Source organism: Microbispora sp. CA-102843 (genome assembly GCF_050936215.1).
GTDB lineage: Bacteria > Actinomycetota > Actinomycetes > Streptosporangiales > Streptosporangiaceae > Microbispora.
In genome coordinates, this window is record NZ_JBNJNF010000001.1 from 4,216,564 (window position 1) to 4,233,581 (window position 17,018).

General features: G+C 71.7%; 14 protein-coding genes. 4 read left to right on the forward strand and 10 right to left on the reverse strand.

Annotated elements, in window-relative coordinates; all coding sequences use genetic code 11:
* Positions 1-82: 82 nt before the first annotated feature.
* Together ACQEVJ_RS19515 and ACQEVJ_RS19520 are read right to left on the reverse strand one after the other, a co-directional pair.
* A complete protein-coding gene (locus ACQEVJ_RS19515) occupies positions 83-1,849 on the reverse strand; it encodes a thiamine pyrophosphate-dependent enzyme (protein WP_433102926.1) in 1,767 nt (588 codons plus the stop codon).
* Between the two features lie 51 nt (positions 1,850-1,900).
* Positions 1,901-2,110, reverse strand: coding sequence for a hypothetical protein (locus ACQEVJ_RS19520; RefSeq protein ID WP_433102928.1), 210 nt, complete (start codon positions 2,108-2,110; stop codon positions 1,901-1,903).
* A 296-nt stretch (positions 2,111-2,406) separates the two neighbouring features.
* Here ACQEVJ_RS19520 and ACQEVJ_RS19525 point away from each other — a divergent pair, with 296 nt between their 5' ends.
* Together ACQEVJ_RS19525 and ACQEVJ_RS19530 are read left to right on the forward strand one after the other, a co-directional pair.
* Positions 2,407-5,559 (forward strand): FAD-binding and (Fe-S)-binding domain-containing protein, encoded by a 3,153-nt coding sequence (locus ACQEVJ_RS19525; protein ID WP_433102930.1) that lies wholly within the window; start codon positions 2,407-2,409, stop codon positions 5,557-5,559.
* Positions 5,549-7,411, forward strand: a complete 1,863-nt coding sequence (locus ACQEVJ_RS19530; RefSeq protein WP_433102932.1) for a thiamine pyrophosphate-dependent enzyme — start codon at positions 5,549-5,551, stop codon at positions 7,409-7,411. Before ACQEVJ_RS19525 ends, ACQEVJ_RS19530 begins: the two co-directional genes overlap by 11 nt.
* 61 nt (positions 7,412-7,472) lie before the next feature.
* On the opposite strand, the gene ACQEVJ_RS19535 is transcribed toward ACQEVJ_RS19530, so the two are convergent.
* The 6 genes from ACQEVJ_RS19535 to ACQEVJ_RS19560 form a co-directional block, all read right to left on the reverse strand.
* A complete protein-coding gene (locus ACQEVJ_RS19535; protein ID WP_433102934.1) occupies positions 7,473-8,513 on the reverse strand; it encodes a PP2C family protein-serine/threonine phosphatase in 1,041 nt (346 codons plus the stop codon).
* A gap of 230 nt (positions 8,514-8,743) precedes the next feature.
* Positions 8,744-9,397 carry a potassium channel family protein gene (locus tag ACQEVJ_RS19540; RefSeq protein ID WP_433102936.1) on the reverse strand — a complete coding sequence of 218 codons (654 nt, stop codon included), beginning with the start codon at positions 9,395-9,397 and terminating at the stop codon, positions 8,744-8,746.
* A gap of 1 nt (position 9,398) precedes the next feature.
* Positions 9,399-10,748: a TrkH family potassium uptake protein gene (locus ACQEVJ_RS19545; RefSeq protein WP_433102938.1), complete on the reverse strand. Its 1,350-nt coding sequence runs from the start codon at positions 10,746-10,748 to the stop codon at positions 9,399-9,401.
* The gene (locus ACQEVJ_RS19550; RefSeq protein WP_433102940.1) at positions 10,745-10,879 is read right to left on the reverse strand and encodes a hypothetical protein; all 135 of its coding nucleotides are present in this window, start codon (positions 10,877-10,879) and stop codon (positions 10,745-10,747) included. Before ACQEVJ_RS19550 ends, ACQEVJ_RS19545 begins: the two co-directional genes overlap by 4 nt.
* Positions 10,880-11,031: 152 nt before the next feature.
* Entirely contained in the window at positions 11,032-12,207 is a 1,176-nt protein-coding gene (locus tag ACQEVJ_RS19555; protein WP_433102942.1) for a GDSL-type esterase/lipase family protein, read from the reverse strand.
* Positions 12,208-12,269: 62 nt separating this feature from the next.
* Complete coding sequence (locus ACQEVJ_RS19560) at positions 12,270-12,839, reverse strand: TetR/AcrR family transcriptional regulator (RefSeq protein WP_433102944.1); 570 nt, start codon at positions 12,837-12,839, stop codon at positions 12,270-12,272.
* A gap of 126 nt (positions 12,840-12,965) precedes the next feature.
* Here ACQEVJ_RS19560 and ACQEVJ_RS19565 point away from each other — a divergent pair, with 126 nt between their 5' ends.
* Positions 12,966-13,304, forward strand: coding sequence for a PadR family transcriptional regulator (locus tag ACQEVJ_RS19565; protein ID WP_433102946.1), 339 nt, complete (start codon positions 12,966-12,968; stop codon positions 13,302-13,304).
* A gap of 67 nt (positions 13,305-13,371) precedes the next feature.
* On the forward strand, positions 13,372-14,478 hold the full coding sequence (locus ACQEVJ_RS19570) for a hypothetical protein (RefSeq protein ID WP_433102949.1): 1,107 nt from the start codon (positions 13,372-13,374) through the stop codon (positions 14,476-14,478).
* Between the two features lie 215 nt (positions 14,479-14,693).
* Here ACQEVJ_RS19570 and ACQEVJ_RS19575 read toward each other — a convergent pair.
* Together ACQEVJ_RS19575 and ACQEVJ_RS19580 are read right to left on the reverse strand one after the other, a co-directional pair.
* Positions 14,694-15,580 (reverse strand): IS5 family transposase gene (locus ACQEVJ_RS19575; protein ID WP_433112854.1). Its coding sequence is split into 2 segments (ribosomal slippage): positions 14,694-14,912 and positions 14,915-15,580, totalling 885 coding nucleotides; the frame shifts between segments, so codons are not numbered across the junction.
* A gap of 123 nt (positions 15,581-15,703) precedes the next feature.
* Positions 15,704-17,014 carry a trypsin-like serine protease gene (locus ACQEVJ_RS19580; RefSeq protein ID WP_433102951.1) on the reverse strand — a complete coding sequence of 437 codons (1,311 nt, stop codon included), beginning with the start codon at positions 17,012-17,014 and terminating at the stop codon, positions 15,704-15,706.
* Positions 17,015-17,018 lie beyond the last annotated feature (4 nt).

Here is a 17,018-nt window from a genome sequence, read left to right on the forward strand (position 1 = left end):
CCGGGGACCGTTGTAACCCATGGCGCGGTGGCGGTCTTGAACGATTGTGCCCGCCCGGGTTACAGGCCTGGCCCCGGGCGGCCTACGAGAGCAGTTCGTTGATCTTGTCGCGGGCGACCGTGGCGAGGACGCCCGCCTTGTGCGGCTGGCCGCGCAGGAACGCCTCGGTGAAGTGCTTGGCCTGCTCGTACTTGACCTTGCCCGGCATCGGCGGCTCGTTGGGATTGACGTCGCAGTCCACCAGGGCCGGCCCGTCGTGCGCCAGGGCGTCGTGGATCGCGCCCTGCAGGTCCTTCGGATCCTTGATCTTCGCGCCGTACGCCCCGCAGGCGCGGGCCCAGGCGGAGAAGTCGGCCTCGGGCTGCCGGTGCCGCACGGCGTACTCGGGGTAGCCGAGGATGATCTGCTCCCACAGGATCTGCCCGTAGCTGTTGTTGTTGTTGACCACGACCTTGATGGGCAGGTCGTGCCGTACGGCGGTGAGGAAGTCGGCCATGAGCATGGCGAATCCCCCGTCGCCCACGAAGGCGATCACCTGGCGGCCGGGGAAGGCGTGCTGCATCCCGACGGCGTACGGCAGGCCGGGGGCCATCGTGGCGAGGTTGCCGGACAGGTAGAACTCCCGCCCTGCGCGGATCGTCCAGTGCCGCGCCGCCCACGTCGCGATGGTCCCGGAGTCGCAGGTCAGGATGGCGTCGTCGGAGGCCGCCTCGTCGACGCAGCTCATGAGGTACTGCGGCGCGATGGGGTCGCGTGAGGCGTCCTGCAGCGCCTTCATGTCCTCCCGCCAGGTGTCCATCCTGCGCTGGTACTTCTCCAGGAACGACCGGTCCTTCGCCGGTTCGAGCATGGGCAGCAGCGCCTGGAGGGCGAGCCTGGCGTCGGCGGCGATCGGGGCCTCGGTGGGCCGGCGGATGCCGAGCAGGGTGGGGTCGGCGTCGATCTGCACCACCCTGGCCTGCCCGTCGGGCGGCAGGTACTTCCCATAGGGGAAGGACGTGCCGACCATGAACAGCGTGTCGCACTCCTCCATGAGATCCTCGCTCGGCGCGGTGCCGAGCAGGCCGAGCCCGCCGGTGGTGAGCGGGTGGTCGTCGGGCACCACGAACTTCCCAGGGAGGGTCTTCACGATCGGGCTGGCCAGCCTGTCGGCGACCGCCAGCACCTCCTCGCGGGCGTGCCGGGCGCCGACGCCGACGAGCATGGCGATCCGCTCGCCCTGCCGCAGCACCTCGGCCGCCTTGGCCAGGTCCTCCTCCACCGGCCGCAGGGGCAGGCGGGAGCAGGTCGGCAGGCTGGCGGGCGGGGTGCCCGGCCCCACGTGCCGGTACGGGTCCTCGCTCGCGGGCGCCACCTGGATGTCGTTGGGGAAGGTCAGGTGCGACACCGTCCGCTTGATCAACGCGTTGCGCACGGCGAGGTCCACCACGCCGGGCATCTGCTGCGGGTTGGTGACCATCAGGTTGTAGGCGGCCAGGTCCGCGTACAGGCGGTCGAGGTGGACCTCCTGCTGGTAGTGGGTCCCCAGCACCGACGTCTCCTGCATGCCGGTCAGGGCCAGCACGGGCACGTGGTCGAGCTTGGCGTCGTACAGGCCGTTCAGCAGGTGGATGGCGCCAGGCCCGGAGGTCGCGGCGCACACGCCGAGACGGCCGGTCGCCTTCGCGTAGCCGGTCGCCATGAACGCGGCCGCCTCCTCGTGGTGCACCAGGATGAACCGCAGCTTGTCCTGGTGCCGGCGGAAGCCCTCCATCAGGCCGTTGATCCCGTCACCCGGGAGCCCGAAGATCGTGTCGACCCCCCACTCCACCAGCCGCCGGGCCAGGCTCTCACCCACGATCTCGGTCATGTCCGCCTCCGATTGAGATCAGCCGTACGGGTGCCCCGGCGCCCGCGACCCTCACCGTGTCGCGCTTCGGCGGCCGCAGCGCCAGCCGAGGGCGTACGCGGCGGCGAGGCCGGCGGCGACGGCGAGCCGCTTCGGGGACGACATCGCGGACTTCAGCTGTTTCACGCCGCCCTTCGGGTCGGCCACGGCACCCGCCACGCTGCCGATCGCCGACGCCAGTTTGTCGCCCGCGCTCTTCACCGCGTTGCTCTGAACGTTCATGATCGACTCCGGCATCGAACGACTCACGGCATCCGAACGACTCACGGCATCCGAACGGCTCGCGCGACGAGCCCTTCCCGCCCCCTGTATGCGTAAACGACGCCGCAGGTCACGGCGGCTTTGTGCGCAGCAGACCCGCATATCGCGCGGCCCGCATGGGCGAATCCCCGCCGCGCTTTTACCCGCCCCCGCGGTCCTGTCCGCGCCCGGCGGGAAGGGTCGCGCGAGAGGCCGCCGCAAAAGCCGCCGCCAGGCATCACACGTCGGCCGCGCCGACGATCCGCGAGGAGGCGGACATGACCCGTGTCTTCCCGAGACCGGAGCCGTCGGCGCCGCCCCGCGCGCGGCCGGGGACGGGAGAGGCCAGGAACCCGCCGCTGCCTCCGTACGCCGGGGAACTGCGCGACCGGCTCGGCGAGGCCGTCGCGGGCGAGGTCAGGTTCGGCGGCGGAGACCGGGCCATGTACGCCTACGACGCGTCCGTCTACCGGCAGGTGCCGGTCGGCGTGGTGGCGCCCAGGGACGCCGCCGACGTCGAGGCCGCGCTGGAGGTGTGCCGCCGCTTCGGCGCGCCCGTGCTCGCCCGCGGCTGCGGCACCTCGCTGACCGGGCAGGCCGTCAACGGGGCCGTGGTGTTCGACTTCACCCGCCACATGGACCGCATCGCCGAGCTCACCCCCATGCGCGGCACCGCGCGGGTGCAGCCCGGCGTCATCTGCGACCAGCTCAGGGACGCCGCGGCGCCGTACGGCCTGACCTTCGGCCCGGATCCCGCCACCCACGACCACGCGACGATCGGCGGCATGGTCGGCAACAACTCCTGCGGCACCCACTCGGTGACGGCGGGCAAGACCGTCGACAACATCGACGAACTCGAGATCGTCACCTACGACGGCACCCGCATGCGGGTCGGCGCGACCGGCGAGGACGAGCTGGAGTGCGTCATCGCGGCCGGCGGGCGGCGCGGCGCGATCTACGCCGGGCTGCGCCACATCCGCGACACCTACGCCGACGCGATCCGCCGGGGCCTGCCCGACATCCCCCGCCGGGTGTCCGGCTACAACCTCGACGCGCTGCTCCCCGAGAACGGCTTCCACGTCGCGCGGTCGCTCGTGGGCTCGGAGGGCACGCTGGCGCTGACCCTCGACGCGACCTGCCGGCTGGTGCGGCTGCCGCCCCGCCGCGCGCTCGTCGTGCTCGGCTACCCCGACATCCCCTCCTCCGGCGACGACGTGCCCTGGCTGCTGCGGTTCGGGGCCATCGGGCTGGAGTTCACCAGCCGCCACGTCGTGACCAACCTCCGCGCCAAGGGCTTCCGCCTCGGCGGTGAGGACCTGCTGCCGCCCGGCCGGGCGTGGCTACTCATGGAGTTCGGCGGCGAGACCCAGCGCGAGGCCGACGCGCGGGCCGCGCGGCTGGTCCGGGCCGTACGGTCGCGCCCGCACGGCCCGAGCTGCAAGTTCTACGACGACCCGGCGGACGAGAGCGCCGTGTGGGAGATCCGGCGCCACTCCGCGGGCACCGCCCGCATGCCCGTCGGGCTGGGCGGCCACGGCGGCTGGCCCAACTGGGAGGACGCCGCCGTCCACCCGGACGTCCTCGGGCCCTACCTGCGCGACTTCCTGCGCCTGCTCGACCGGCACGGCTACGACGCCGTCTTCTACGGCCACTGGGGCCAGGGATGCGTCCACAGCCGCATCGACTTCGACCTGCGCACCCTCGACGGCGTCCGGGCCTTCCGGCGGTTCATGGAGGAGGCCGCCGACCTCGTCGTCGCGTACGGCGGGTCGCTGTCGGGGGAGCACGGGGACGGGCACGGGCGGGCCGAGCTGTGGCCGCGCATGTTCCCGCCCGAGCTGATGCGGGCCTTCGAGGAGTTCAAGCGCGTCTGGGACCCCGACGGCCGGATGAACCCGCACAAGCTGATCGACCCCTACCCGCTGGACGCGCACCTGCGTGAGGGGCCGGCGTACCGGCCCCGGGACCTGGAGCACGTCTTCGGCTACCCGCTCGACGGCGGCAGCTTCACCGAGGCGGCCGGCCGCTGCTTCGGCGTGGGCAAGTGCCGCCACCTGTCCGGCGGGGTGATGTGCCCGAGCTTCATGGTGACCCGCGAGGAGAAGCACTCCACCCGGGGCCGGGCCCGGCTGCTGCAGGAGATGGCCGAGAGCGCGGGGCCCGTCGAGGGCCGCTGGCGCAGCGAGGCCGTGCGCGAGGCCCTCGACCTCTGCCTGGCCTGCAAGGGATGCAAGAGCGACTGCCCGGTGAAGGTGGACATGGCCACCTACAAGGCCGAGTTCCTCCACCACTACTACGCCGGTCGGCCGCGGCCCCGGCAGGCGTACGCGCTGGGGCTCATCGACGTGTGGGCCCGGCTGGCCTCGCGCGTCCCGCGCCTGGCCAACGCCGTCACCCACGCGCCGATGCTCGGCCGGCTGGTCAAGCTGGCCGCCGGGATCGCGCCCGAGCGCGACGCGCCGCGCTTCGCGTCCCGCACGTTCCGCCGCATCATGGCCGGTCACGTGCCGCGCAACCCGGGCGGGCCGCCCGTCCTGCTGTGGCCGGACACCTTCACCGAGCACTTCCAGCCGGAGGTGGGGGTCGCGGCCGTGGACGTCCTGGAGGCCGCCGGGTTCCACGTCATCGTGCCCGAGGGCCCGCTGTGCTGCGGCCGCCCGCTGTACGACTACGGGATGCTCACGCTCGCGCGGCGCTACCTGCGCCGGGTTCTCGACACGGTCGGCCCGCTCGTCGAGGCGGGGATCCCGGTGGTCGGACTGGAACCGAGCTGCCTGGCCGTCTTCCGCGACGAGCTGACCAACCTGCTGCCCGACGACCTCGACGCGGGGCGGCTGCACGCGAACAGCTACCTGCTCTCGGAGTTCCTCACGCGGCACGCGCCGGGATGGCCGCTGCCCCGGCTGCGGCGCGGGGCACTCGTCCAGGTGCACTGTCACCACCACGCGGTGATGGGCTTCGATGCCGAGCGCGCGCTGCTGCGCGACATGGGGCTGGACGTGGAGATCCCGGACTCCGGATGCTGCGGCATGGCCGGCAGCTTCGGCTACGAGGCCGGCGAGCACTACGCGGTGTCGATGGCGGCGGGGGAGCGGGTGCTGCTCCCTAAGGTGCGCGCCGCCGACCCCGGCACGCTGATCGTCGCCGACGGGTTCAGCTGCCGCGGCCAGATCACCGCCGGCACCGGCCGCAGGCCCCTGCACCTGGCCCAGGTGCTCGCGCTCGCGATCCGCGAGGGCGAACTCGGGCCCGTCGGCCATTCCGTCGACCACGCCGTCGACCACGCCGCCGACCGCGCCGCCGGAGACGGAGCTGGCGGACGTGCGGGCCTGCGCGCGGTCGTCGTCGGAGCCGCCGTCGCCGTCGCGGCGGCACTCGCCGTCAGGCGGCGCGTACGCGTTTCATCGAGGGAGACCGATCATGGGCGATGAGCTCACCGCTGCGGACGTCCTCGTCGACCGGCTGATCCAGTGGGGGGTGGACGTCGTCTTCGGGCTGCCGGGCGACGGCATCAACGGCTTCATGGACGCCCTGCACAACCGCAGGGGGGACCTGCGCTACATCCACTGCCGCCACGAGGAGGTGGCCGCGATGGCGGCGGTCGGCTACGCCAAGTTCACCGGGCGGCTCGGCGTGTGCTTCGCGACCTCGGGTCCCGGCGCGGCCCACCTGCTCAACGGGCTGCTCGACGCGCGGACCGACCAGGCGCCTCTCCTGGCGATCAGCGGCATGACCTACCACGACCTCGTCGGCACGAGCTACCTGCAGGACGTCAACACCGACTACATGTTCAACGACGTGGCGCTGTACAACCAGCGCATCATGGGACCGGCGCACGTCGTCAACGTCACCGACTACGCCGTGCGCACGGCGCTGACCCAGCGCGGCCCGGCCCATCTCACGTTCCCGATCGACTACCAGGCGGCCCCGGCCGCCTCGGGCAGCCGCTTCCGGCGCAACGTCGAGGGCCACACCTCCACCGCGTACCGGCCGCCGATCCGGGTGCCGCGCCGGCAGGACCTCGACGCGGCCGCGCGGGTGCTGTCGGGGCGGAGCAGACCGGTCATCCTCGCCGGGGCGGGCGCCCGCGGCGCGGTGGACGAGATCGAGGCGGTCGCGGAGAAGCTCGGCGCGCCGATCGTCAAGGCCCAGCTCGGCAAGGACTGCGTGCCCGACGACAGCCCCTACACCACCGGGCCCATCGGCCTGGTCGGCAGCCGCCCGAGCGAGGACGCGATGGAGGAGTGCGACGCGCTGCTGATCGTCGGGTCCACCATGCCGTACATCGAGTACTACCCCGCGCCGGGGCAGGCCGTGTGCGTGCAGATCGACGACATGCCGGAACGGCTCGGCCTGCGCTACCCGGTGGACGTGCCGCTGGCCGGCGACGCGCGGGCCACCCTGGCCGAGCTCCTGCCGCTGCTGACCCGCAACGAGGACAGGTCGTTCCTGACCAGAGCCCAGCAGGGGATGCGCGAGTGGTGGCGGCTCATGGAGGAGCGCGGCACGCGCACCGACATGCCGATGAAGCCGCAGGTGCCCGCCTGGGCGCTGAACGGCGCGCTCAGGCCGGACGCCATCGTGTGCGGCGACTCGGGCACGGTCACGAGCTGGGCGGCCCGGCAGATCAAGATCCGCCGGGGGCAGATGTTCAGCTTCTCCGGCACGAACTGCTCGATGGCGGCCGGCCTGCCATACGCCATCGGCGCGCAGGTCGCCTATCCGGGACGGCAGGTCGTCGCCTTCACCGGGGACGGGTCGCTGACGATGCAGCTCGGCGACTTCCTCACCGCCGTGCAGCACGACCTGCCCATCAAGATCGTGGTGGCGAAGAACAACTCTCTCGGCCTGATCAAGTGGGAGCAGATGGTGTTCCTCGGCAACCCCGAGTACGGCGTCAACCTCGCCCCGATCGACTTCGTCAGGTTCGCCGAGGCGTGCGGCGCCCGGGGGATGTGCATCACGGACCCGAGAAGCTGCGCCGACCAGATGTACGAGGCGCTCTCCTGGGACGGTCCTGTCATCGTCGAGTGCCTGGTCGACCAGCACGAGCCGCCGCTGCCTGCCAAGGTGAAGAGCCACCAGGTGCAGAAGCTGACCGAGGCGCTGGTCCAGGGCACGCCGAACCGCAACCGCATCGCCCTGCAGATGGTCAAGGACATGCTGGACGAGTCGAGCTTCGCGGCCAGCCCGGCGCACGCCGTGCCCCGGAGGGTCGGTCAGGCCGCGGCCACACTGGTGGGCAGGCTCCGCGACCGCGCCAGGGGCGAGCACCCGCAATGACGCGGGGCCGGCCGGGGCGCCAGGCTCGTCCAGGCGGTCCGGCTCATCCAGGGTGCCGGGCTCATCCGGGATGACGGCGCAGCAGGAGCATGGCGGCGTCGTCGGGGAACGGGCCGCCGACGTGGCGCAGCAGGTCGGCGCGCAGTTCGTCGAGCGCCACCTGGGGATCGGCGCCCCGCAGCAGGTGCGCCCGCTCCGGGAGCGGGTAGAAGCGGCCCGCCCGGTCCCGGGCCTCGATCACGCCGTCGGTGTAGAAGAGGATCTGGTCGCCGTCCGCGAACGGCACCCGGTGGGGCTTCGGGCGCGGCGAGCCCAGCGCGCCGAGCCCGAGCGGGAGCGCCTCCTCCTGCGGCTCGGCGAAGTGGACGCCGCCGTCGCGCCGGAGCACGAGAGGGGCGGGATGGCCGCAGTTGAGCAGGGAGATCTCCGCGTCGTGGACCTCTGCGACGATGGCGGTGACGAACTTCTCGCCGCTCAGGTGCCGGGCCAGGCTGGTCTCCACGCGCTCGACCACTCCGGCGAGTTCGGACTGGTCGTAGGCCGCCTCACGGAAGGCGCCGAGCACCCACGCCGCGGTCTCGACCGCCTCCAGGCCCTTGCCCTGCACGTCGCCGATCAGGATCCGTACGGCCTCGGGGGTGGTGACCAACTCGTAGAGATCTCCGCCGATCTGGGCCTCCGCGGCGGCGGAGGTGTAGGAGAGCGCGGCCCGCAGGTCGCCCGCGCGGCGGGGAACCGGGCGCAGGAGCACCCGCTGGGCCGCCTCGGCGACGAGGCGGACGTTGGCGAGTTCGCGCTCCCGCCGGTTCCGCAACCTGCTGGCCATCATGCTCGCGGCGGTGACGCCGATGATCGCCGCGATCGTGAGGTTGTTCTGCGGCCTGCCGAGAAGATCGTCGTAGACGGCGAGGGGAATGCAGATGGCCAGGGCCAGCGCCCCCACCAGGGCCGTGCGGCGCACGCCGCCCGCGACCGAGGCGAAGGCCGGGCCCAGGGTGAGGAGCGGCAGGAAGCCCACACCGGGTTCGGTGCCCAGGTCGATGACGACGACCAGGAGAATCGCGATGAACGGCAACGTACGCAGGACGCTCTGGGAACTCATCGCGACTCCATAGCCGGCCCCCACGTCAGCACGACATTCCTTTCCCGATGGCTTTACTTCTTCCCGCGTAGTGAACGGGGCACTCCCCATTGCCCGCGACGGATGGCACCATTTCGGGCCGGTCGGTCAAGTCGCGGCGCGCCCCACCTCATCACTACGAGTAGTGACGTTACTTGAATACGTGACGCGGCGGCCGGTAAAGCCGGACATTCGGCCTTCTCTCCACGCCGTCACGGCAGTTCCGCGAAGCGTTCGACCTGGTCCGTACGGCCGGACACGATGATGACGTCGCCGTAGCCGAGCTCGGTCTCGGCGGTGGCGTAGGTGAACTCCTCATCCGGCCGCTTGACCGCCACCACCGTCACCCCGTACTTGCGGCGCAGGCTGGACTCGCCGAGGGCGACTCCGACGTACTCCTTGGGAGGGAGGGTCTTGACCAGGGCGAAGTTCTCGTCGACCTCCATGTAGTCGAGCATCCGCCCGCTCACCAGGTGGGCCACGCGCTCGCCCATGTCGTGCTCGGGGAAGACCACGTGCTGGACGCCGATCCGGCTGAGGATGCGGCCGTGCTGCCGGCTGACCGCCTTGGCCCAGATGTCGTCGATCTCCAGCTCCACCAGCAGCGAGGAGGCGAGGATGCTCGCCTCCAGGTCGCTGCCAATGGCGCACACCGCGCGGTAGAAGTCCGGCAGGCCGAGCTGGCGTAACGCCTCGGGGTCGGTGGCGTCGGCGGTGGCGATGTGGGTGATCTGACCCGCGAGGCTCTGCACCACCTTGGGGCGGTGGTCGATGGCGAGCACCTCGGTGCCGCGCCGCACGAGCTCCAGGGCGAGCGCGGTGCCGAAGCGGCCGAGACCGATCACCGCCACGGGGTCGTTTCTCATGTCAGCCAACGATGACGTCCTCCTCCGGTAATTCATAGCGGCGAGTGCGCTCCTTGAGCGCAAGGGCGGAGCCCAGCGTGAGCGGGCCGATCCGGCCGATGAACATCAGCAGCGTGAGCAGCACCTGCCCGGCGGGGGAGACGGCGGAGGCGACGCCGACGGACAGGCCGGTCGTGCCGAACGCGGAGACGACCTCGAAGAGCACCCGGTCCAGGGAGTGCGGCGTCACCACCAGCAGGACGTAGGTGAAGAGCGCGACCAGGCCCACGCTCAGCACGGTGAGCGAGACCGCCTGCCGCTGCGCCGCCTCGGTGAGGCGGCGGTGGCCGATGTTCACCCGGCTCTCGCCGCGCAGCTCCGCCCAGACGATGAACGTGAGCAGGCCCAGTGTGGTGACCTTGATACCGCCGGCGGTGCCCGCGCTGCCGCCGCCGACGAACATCAGCAGCTCGGTGACGAGCCAGCCGGAGGGGTGCATCTGTGTGATGTCGACGCTGTTGAACCCCGCGCTGCGCGGCATGACGGCGGTGAAGAACGCGGCGAGCAGCTTGCCCTGCCCGTCCATGGGCCCGAGCGTGCGGGGGTTGGTCCACTCCGTGACGAGGAAGACCAGAGTGCCACCGGCCAGCAGGACGGCGGTGACCGCGAGCGTGATGCGGGTCAGCAGCGACCAGCGTCCTGGGCGGCGCCAGGAACGGCGCAGCTCGAACACCACGGGGTAGCCGAGCCCGCCCACGATCACCGCCGTCGCGACGGTCAGGCAGACCCAGGGATCGGCGGCGAATCTGACCAGGCTGTCGGGCCACAGCGCGAAACCGGCGTTGTTGAACGACGAGACCGCGTGGAACAGGCCCAGGTAAAGGCCGCGCCCGAGGGGCTCGCCATATCCGAGCACGAACCTGAACGTGAGAACGGTTCCCACGACGGCCTCGCAGAGCAGGTTGAACACCACGACCTTGCCCACCACGCGCCGCAGGTCGCTGCCGTTGAGCACCTTGGTCTCGGCCTGGGCCGACAGCCGGGCGCGCAGGCCCAGCCTGCGGGAGACGAGCAGGGTGAAGACCGTCGCCAGGGTCATGATGCCGAGGCCGCCCACCTGGATCAGGGCGGCGATGACCACCTCGCCGAACGCCGACCAGTGCGTGGCCGTGTCGACGACGGTCAGCCCGTTCACGCACACCGCCGACGTCGCGGTGAACAGGGCGGTGATCCAGTCCGCGGGCTTTCCCGAGGTGGTGGCGAGCGGGCTGGACAGCAGGGCGGTCCCCAGGAGGACCGTCGCGCCGAACACGGTCGTGATGACCTGCGCCGGCTGGTGGAAACGCGCCACCATGGCCCAGAACAGTCTCATGCCGGTCGCTCCGCACGGTGCGGCGGGGTCGAGGCGACGACCTGCCGGGCGGCGGCGATGCCGGAGCCGGGCACGACGAGCCCGTGGACGACCGAGGCGAAGCCCTTGGGCCCGAAACTCTGGCGGGCCATGTGCGATACCACCGAGAACCTCCGTGCGGGCAACGGGACATTGTCGCCGACCCGACTTCCCGGCACACCGCGGCCTACCGTAACAGCACATTTCCGACCAGGCACATCGGCCCAGGTGAGTCCTCAGAACTGAGACCCTCTAATGCCTCCGGTCAGCCGGTCGCAACGGCGAATGGGCCGCCGGCGCCGAACACGAGGCGCGCGAAGTTCTCGCCGATGCGGCGGTGGCCCGCGGGGCCGGGGTGCACCTCGTCGGGCAGCGGCAGTTCGGCGTAGTCCGTCTCGCCGTAGAGGTCGCGGCCGTCGAGGTAGTGCAGGTTCGGGTCGTCGACCGCCCGCTGCCGGACGATCCGGGCGAGTTCGTCGCGGATGACGTTGAGCGTCAGACGCCCGGCGGCGCGTTCTGCCGGGTCGCCCGTGGCCTTGAAACGCACGGTCCCGCCGTCGAAGTCGGGCGCGAGCGGGCCGGGGGTGTCCTCCTGGACCGGGCACAGGATGGAGGACACGACCAGCAGCGGCGTGGCCGGATGCCCCTCGCGGATGGTGTCGAGGAAGCCGTGGACCGCGGGGGTGAAGGCGCGCAGGCGCATCACGTCGCCGTTGACGATGTTGATGCCGATCTTGACGCTGATCAGGTCGGCTGGGGTGTCCCGCATCGCGCGGGCGGTGAACGGGTCGAGCAGCGCGCTGCCGCCGAACCCCAGATTGATCAGCTCCACTCCGCCCAGGGCGGCGGCGAGGGCCGGCCAGATGGCGGTCGGGTGGGCGGCGTTCGAGCCGTGGCTGATGGAACTGCCGTGGTGCAGCCACACCCTGCGCCCGCTGTCCGGCGCCGGCTCGATCGGGGCGTCGGTGCGCAGGGCGATCAGCTCGGTGATCTCCGTATGAGGAAGCCAGATCTCGACGTTCTTGTCCCGCGCGGGCAGATCGGCGAACCGGGCGGTGCCGGGCGGTCCTTCACGCAGCTCGACGGACTGGGTGGCCATGTCGATCGTGCGGACGTTGCCGCCGGTCACGGTGGCCTGGGTCGCGAGACGGCCGTCGACGAGCAGGTCGTACACTCCGTCCGCCGGGGCCGGGAGACCCCGGTAGGCCCTCTTGGTGGGCAGCGTGTCCAGTTCGACGGTGGTGGCCCGGGTCCGGAACGCCAGCCGTACGCCGGACGGCTGCGCCTCGGCGAGGGCCAACTGTTCGTCGGGGATCTGCCGGCGAGCCCAGGCGGGCAGCCGGTGCGGCAGCAGACCGCGCGGCGTGCGTTCCACGTCGAGGACGCCGCGCAGCATGTCCGGGGTGACGGGTGTGGTGATCCGCTCGTGCTCGATGCTCATCGCCTCAGCCTGTTGATCGGGGTTGCCGAAGTGTTCCGATGCGCCGGTGCGGCGCCGGGTGGTCAGGGTGTGGCCCGGTTCCGCAGCAGGGTGTCGAGGGAGTCCACGATCCAGGACCAGGATTCCTCCGGGTCGACGGCCGTGTGGCTGAAGCCTCCGCTCATCTCCAGGCTGACGTAGCCGTGGAAGACGCTGCCCAGCATCCGGACCGCGTGTGTCTGGTCCGGCTCCGCGAGGTCGTAGCCACGCAGGATGGCCCGCGTCATCTGTGCGTGCCTGACGCCGGCGCTGGCGGCCGCCGTCTCGGGGTCGAGCCTGAGACGGGCGGCGGCGTAGCGACCGGGATGCTCTCGTGCGTAGTCGCGGTAGGCGTCGGCGAAGGCGGCCAGGGCGTCCCTGCCGGCGCGTCCGGCCAGCGCGTCAGAGACCCGGTCGGCGAGTTCCTCCAGAGCGAACAGGGCGATCCCGGTCTTGAGGTCCTGGGAGCTCTTCAGGTGTGAGTACAGACTCGCGACCTTGACGCCGAACCGCCGGGCCAGTGCCGAGATCGTCACCTGGTCGAAGCCGACCTCGTCGGCCAGCTCCGCCCCCGCCCTGATCAGGCGTTCCGTGGTGAGCCCCGCCCGCGCCATAACCCTCTCCCTACTTGGCCTGAACTCATTATGGATTTACCTAACAGATTTAGGCAAATCGCGGATGGCTTTCACGGGAATGTGCGGCGCTCTTGAATATCATGCCTTCCGATATATCCTGGGGGCGTGACAGCACGGGCGATGACGGAACCGGCGTTCCTCGTTCTCACCGCACTCGTCGACGAGCCGCGGCACGGCTACGGCATCGCGCAGGAGGTCGAGCGGCTCTCCGGAGGGCGTGTTCAACTCAAGATCGGCACCCTGTACGGCGTGCTGGACCGGCTCGCGGCCGACGGGTTCGTGGAGGCGGATCGCGAGGAGGTGCGGCAGGGACGGCTGCGCCGCTACTACCGGCTGACCGACGAGGGGGCGCGGGCGCTGGAGGAGGAGGCCGTACGGCTTGCCGACAACGCGCGCCGCGCCGTCGAGCGGCTGCGGCTCAGGCAGGCAAGAGGGCTGGCATGAGCGAGCGAATCAATAGACACAGCGCGTTTCGCTCATGCGACTCCGAGCCGCAAGGCGAGGGGGTGGCATGAGCGAGCGAAGCGAGCGGGTCGATAGAGACAGCGTGCTCGAGGAGCGCTACCGGCGGTGGCTGCGGCTGCTGCCGGCGTCCTACCGGGCCGAGCGCGAGGAGGAGATGGTCGCGGCCTTCATGGAAGGCGCCCAGTCCGGGCGGGCCGGACACGACGACCAGCGCCCGCGCTTCCTGGAGATCGCCAGCGTGGCCGCGCTCGCGCTGCGGCTGCGGCTGGGCGGTCCGGGGTCACCGCCCAGGTCCTACCTGTGGGGTGAGGCGGTCCGAAGGGCTGCCCTGCTCGGCCTCGTCTTCTGGACGGTGATCGGCTGTCAGTTCGCCGGGCAGGCGGTGCTCACGTACGGCATTCCCGCGGAGGCGCTCCCCGCGGGTGTCATGGGCATCGGCGATCCCGCGCCGCCCGAGCGCCTGCGGCTCGTGCTGGCCGACCTGACGCCTCTGCTGTGGGCGGTCGGCCTCGGCGCGCTCGTCCACGGCCGTCCCCGCGCGGCCAAGGCGGCGGCCGCGGCGGCCCTGGTCGTGCCGCACGTGCTGGTTCCGCCGTTCATCGTCGGGTGGGAGAGCGCGGTGCGCTGGGCCTGCTGGGTCCTCCCGGCCGCGGTCACGGTGCTGGCGCTGGCGATCGGGTTCCACCGCGACGCGCCGCCGCCCCGCCTGCCGCAGCGGCGGGCCCTGCGCGTGGTCGCCCTCCCGGTCGCCGTTGGCCTCCTGCTCTCCGTGGTCGTCGGTGTGCTCGGGGCGGCGGTGCGGGCGGGGACCGTCCCGGCGCGTCTCCTCATTCCGGTCTGGATGTGCGTCGACACGACGGGCCTCGCGTGCTTGTCGCTGCTGGCGGTCACGGTGTGGTGCGTGGCCTGGCGCCGGGCTCCGGGGCGGCCCGTCGCGCCTGTGGCACTGGCGGCGGCGATCCTGACCGTGCCCGCCGTGCTCGCCCGGGCGAGCACGTTGCCCCTGGGTACGACCGACGCGACCGGGCTCATCGCGGCCCTGCAACTGGCCGTGCTCGTGGCGAGCGGGATCACGCTCGTCCTCATCGGCGTACGGGCGCTGCGGGCGGTGGACGCGAGGTGCCTGGGCGGCTCGGATAGCGCTCCCGCCTAACGGCCGGACCACACCTGCAGGTGGTGGGAGCGCCATCGTGGCTCGCCGTGCCGTGCGGGCTTCGCGGACCGGACGGGCGAGCCGGCCGCCGACGTGGCGACACCCGGCTCGCAGTCGAGGCCGGACGGGCAGTCGGCGCCCGGGTCGGCCGCCGCCTTGGCCTGCGGGCATACCGCATGTGGTAGGGCTCGAGCCTCAGCCGCCTAGGGCCTGTCTCAAAGCCTGGTGAGCCAGTCGTCTATCGCGGTTATGAGAATGGCGGCTTGGTAGCGGACGGCGAGTTTGTCGTACCTGGTCGCGATGGCGCGGTGGCGTTTGAGCCGGTTGATGCCACATTCCACAGCATGACGGGCGCGGTAGTCGCGGGCGTCGAACTTGTAGGACGACCGCCGCGGCTGCCGCGCCGCAGGCGAGCGGCGATGCGATCGGCTGGTTCGGGGATGGTGCATCTGATCCCGCGGTTGCGCAGGTAGGCGCGGATCGCCCGGGAGGAGTAGGCCTTGTCGGCGCGGACGACCTCAGGCCGGGTACGGGGCCGGCCGGGTCCGAGCCGGGGGACGCGGATGCCGGCCATGACCACCTGGAACTGTGGTGCATCGCCCCGCTGGCCGGCGGTCAGCACCAGCGACAGCAGCCGTTGGCCCTGCTCACAGGCCAGGTGCAGCTTGGTCGACAAGCCACCGCGTGAGCGTCCCAGCGCGTGGTCGACCGGCTCAGTGCTCACCCCACCCGGCGGTTCGGCCTGCAGACGCGGATCGCGCCGCGCGCCTGCCGCGTGCTGATGGGCCCGCACGATGGTGGAGTCCACCCCGACCTGCCAGCCGATCAGTTCGGCGGCATCGGCCAGGGCCTGCAGCCGGGTGAGGATCTTCTGCCAGACACCGGCCCGCTGCCAGCGTCGAAACAGGGCGTACACCGCCTGCCAGGAGCCGTAGCACTCCGGCACGTCCCGCCAGGGAGCCCCGACCCGTACCCGCCACCGGATCCCGTCGATGAGCTGCCGCTTGGTCCACTTCGACGGCCGCCCTGGTCTGCTCGGCGCAGGTAGCAGCGGCTCCAGCCGGGCCCACTGCGCATCGGTCAGGTCGAACCGCCTCGTCACCGCTAAGGTGGCCAACGAGGTCTCCGGTGTTCAGGTTCTTCTTGGTCGATGAACCCTCTACCGGAGACCTCACTGCTTGTCCGGGCACGACACGCCGTCAGTCAGCGGACTTCGAAACAGGTCCTAAACGGGGTCTTTGTCGAAACCGAGGTAGGGCTCGAGCCCGGGGAAGTCCCGGGTGGCCGTGCCGAAGTCCTGGAAGATGGTCCACTCGCTCTTGCTGCCGAAGATCGAGGTCGACGTGATGTGGCCCGTGATCGAACCCATCGCCCGCACCATGCTGGAGCCGCCGGTCAACTCGAAGACGGGCCCACCGCTGTCGCCGCCGGCCGTGCTGCCGAGCGCCGGCGATTTGGCGGAGATCAGGTCGTCGTAGCACTCATAGGTCCCGTATATGTCCTTGCCGCAGATCTCGGTGTACTTGCCGTCCACCACGTGCCCGCACGTCGCTCCGCTGGTCGCGCCGGAGACGCACAGTGACTGCCCCTTGTAGGTCCACCCCCATCCGGCCACCGGCTTGACGAAGTCGTTCACGCCGGGCTTGCCGTCCCAGATCCAGCCCGTGGCGTTGTTCACCGAGACGACGCCCGTCACCCTGATGAGCAGCAGGTCGTGCCCCACGTGCTCGGCCTCGGCGGTGCCGATGGTCTGGCCCGCGCCGTCGGTGAACCGGTCGCCCGGCGCGCCGCAGTGGCCGGCGGTCAGCAGGTAGCGGACCAGGTTGATATGCACGGCGAAGGCGGCGGTGCAGTGGTAGCCGAGGCTGGCGTTCCCCCCACAGCCGCCGCCGGCGGCGAAGGTGGCGTTGCGGATCGCCGCCCCGCCGTACCAGGGGGCGTCGTCGTCACAGCGAGTCTTGGTGAGCTTCATGGGCTCCTGCGCGACCGTCTCGACCGGAACCCCCACCTTCGGCAGTTCCTGCCGGGCGAGGGCGGCGTCCTGCTCCCTGACCGCCGCGGTGAGCCCACTGCCGTCGAGGGCCAGCTTGACGGCGTGCACGCGGCCACCGTGGTCGGCGCCGGAGGCGGCCCAGAGCCGGTCCGCGGCCTCCGACAGCTCGCTCTGCGAGTACGCGGCGGGGCGCACCTCCACCGTGACGGCCTTCCCGGCCCGGCGGATCGCGGCCCGGACTCGCCCGGGCACCTTGTCCTTCCACCAGACGACCACCCGGTCGCCGGCCAGCTCGATCCCCGCGTACCCGGCGGACGGGCCGCTCTCCACCGCCTTCCTGATCTCGTCGGCCGTCGCGACCAGGGGCGCCTGCCGCTTGAAGACGTCCTGTTGCTCGGGCGTCGGGTATGCCGGCGCCCGGTCTCCCGGCGTCGGCGCCGTCTGCCCCGCCGCTACGGCGGGTGCGGCGACGGCGGGCACGGCGACGGCGGTCACGGCCGCCGCCGCCAGGATGGCGCCCGTGACCTTCGACGTCAACGACATGCTG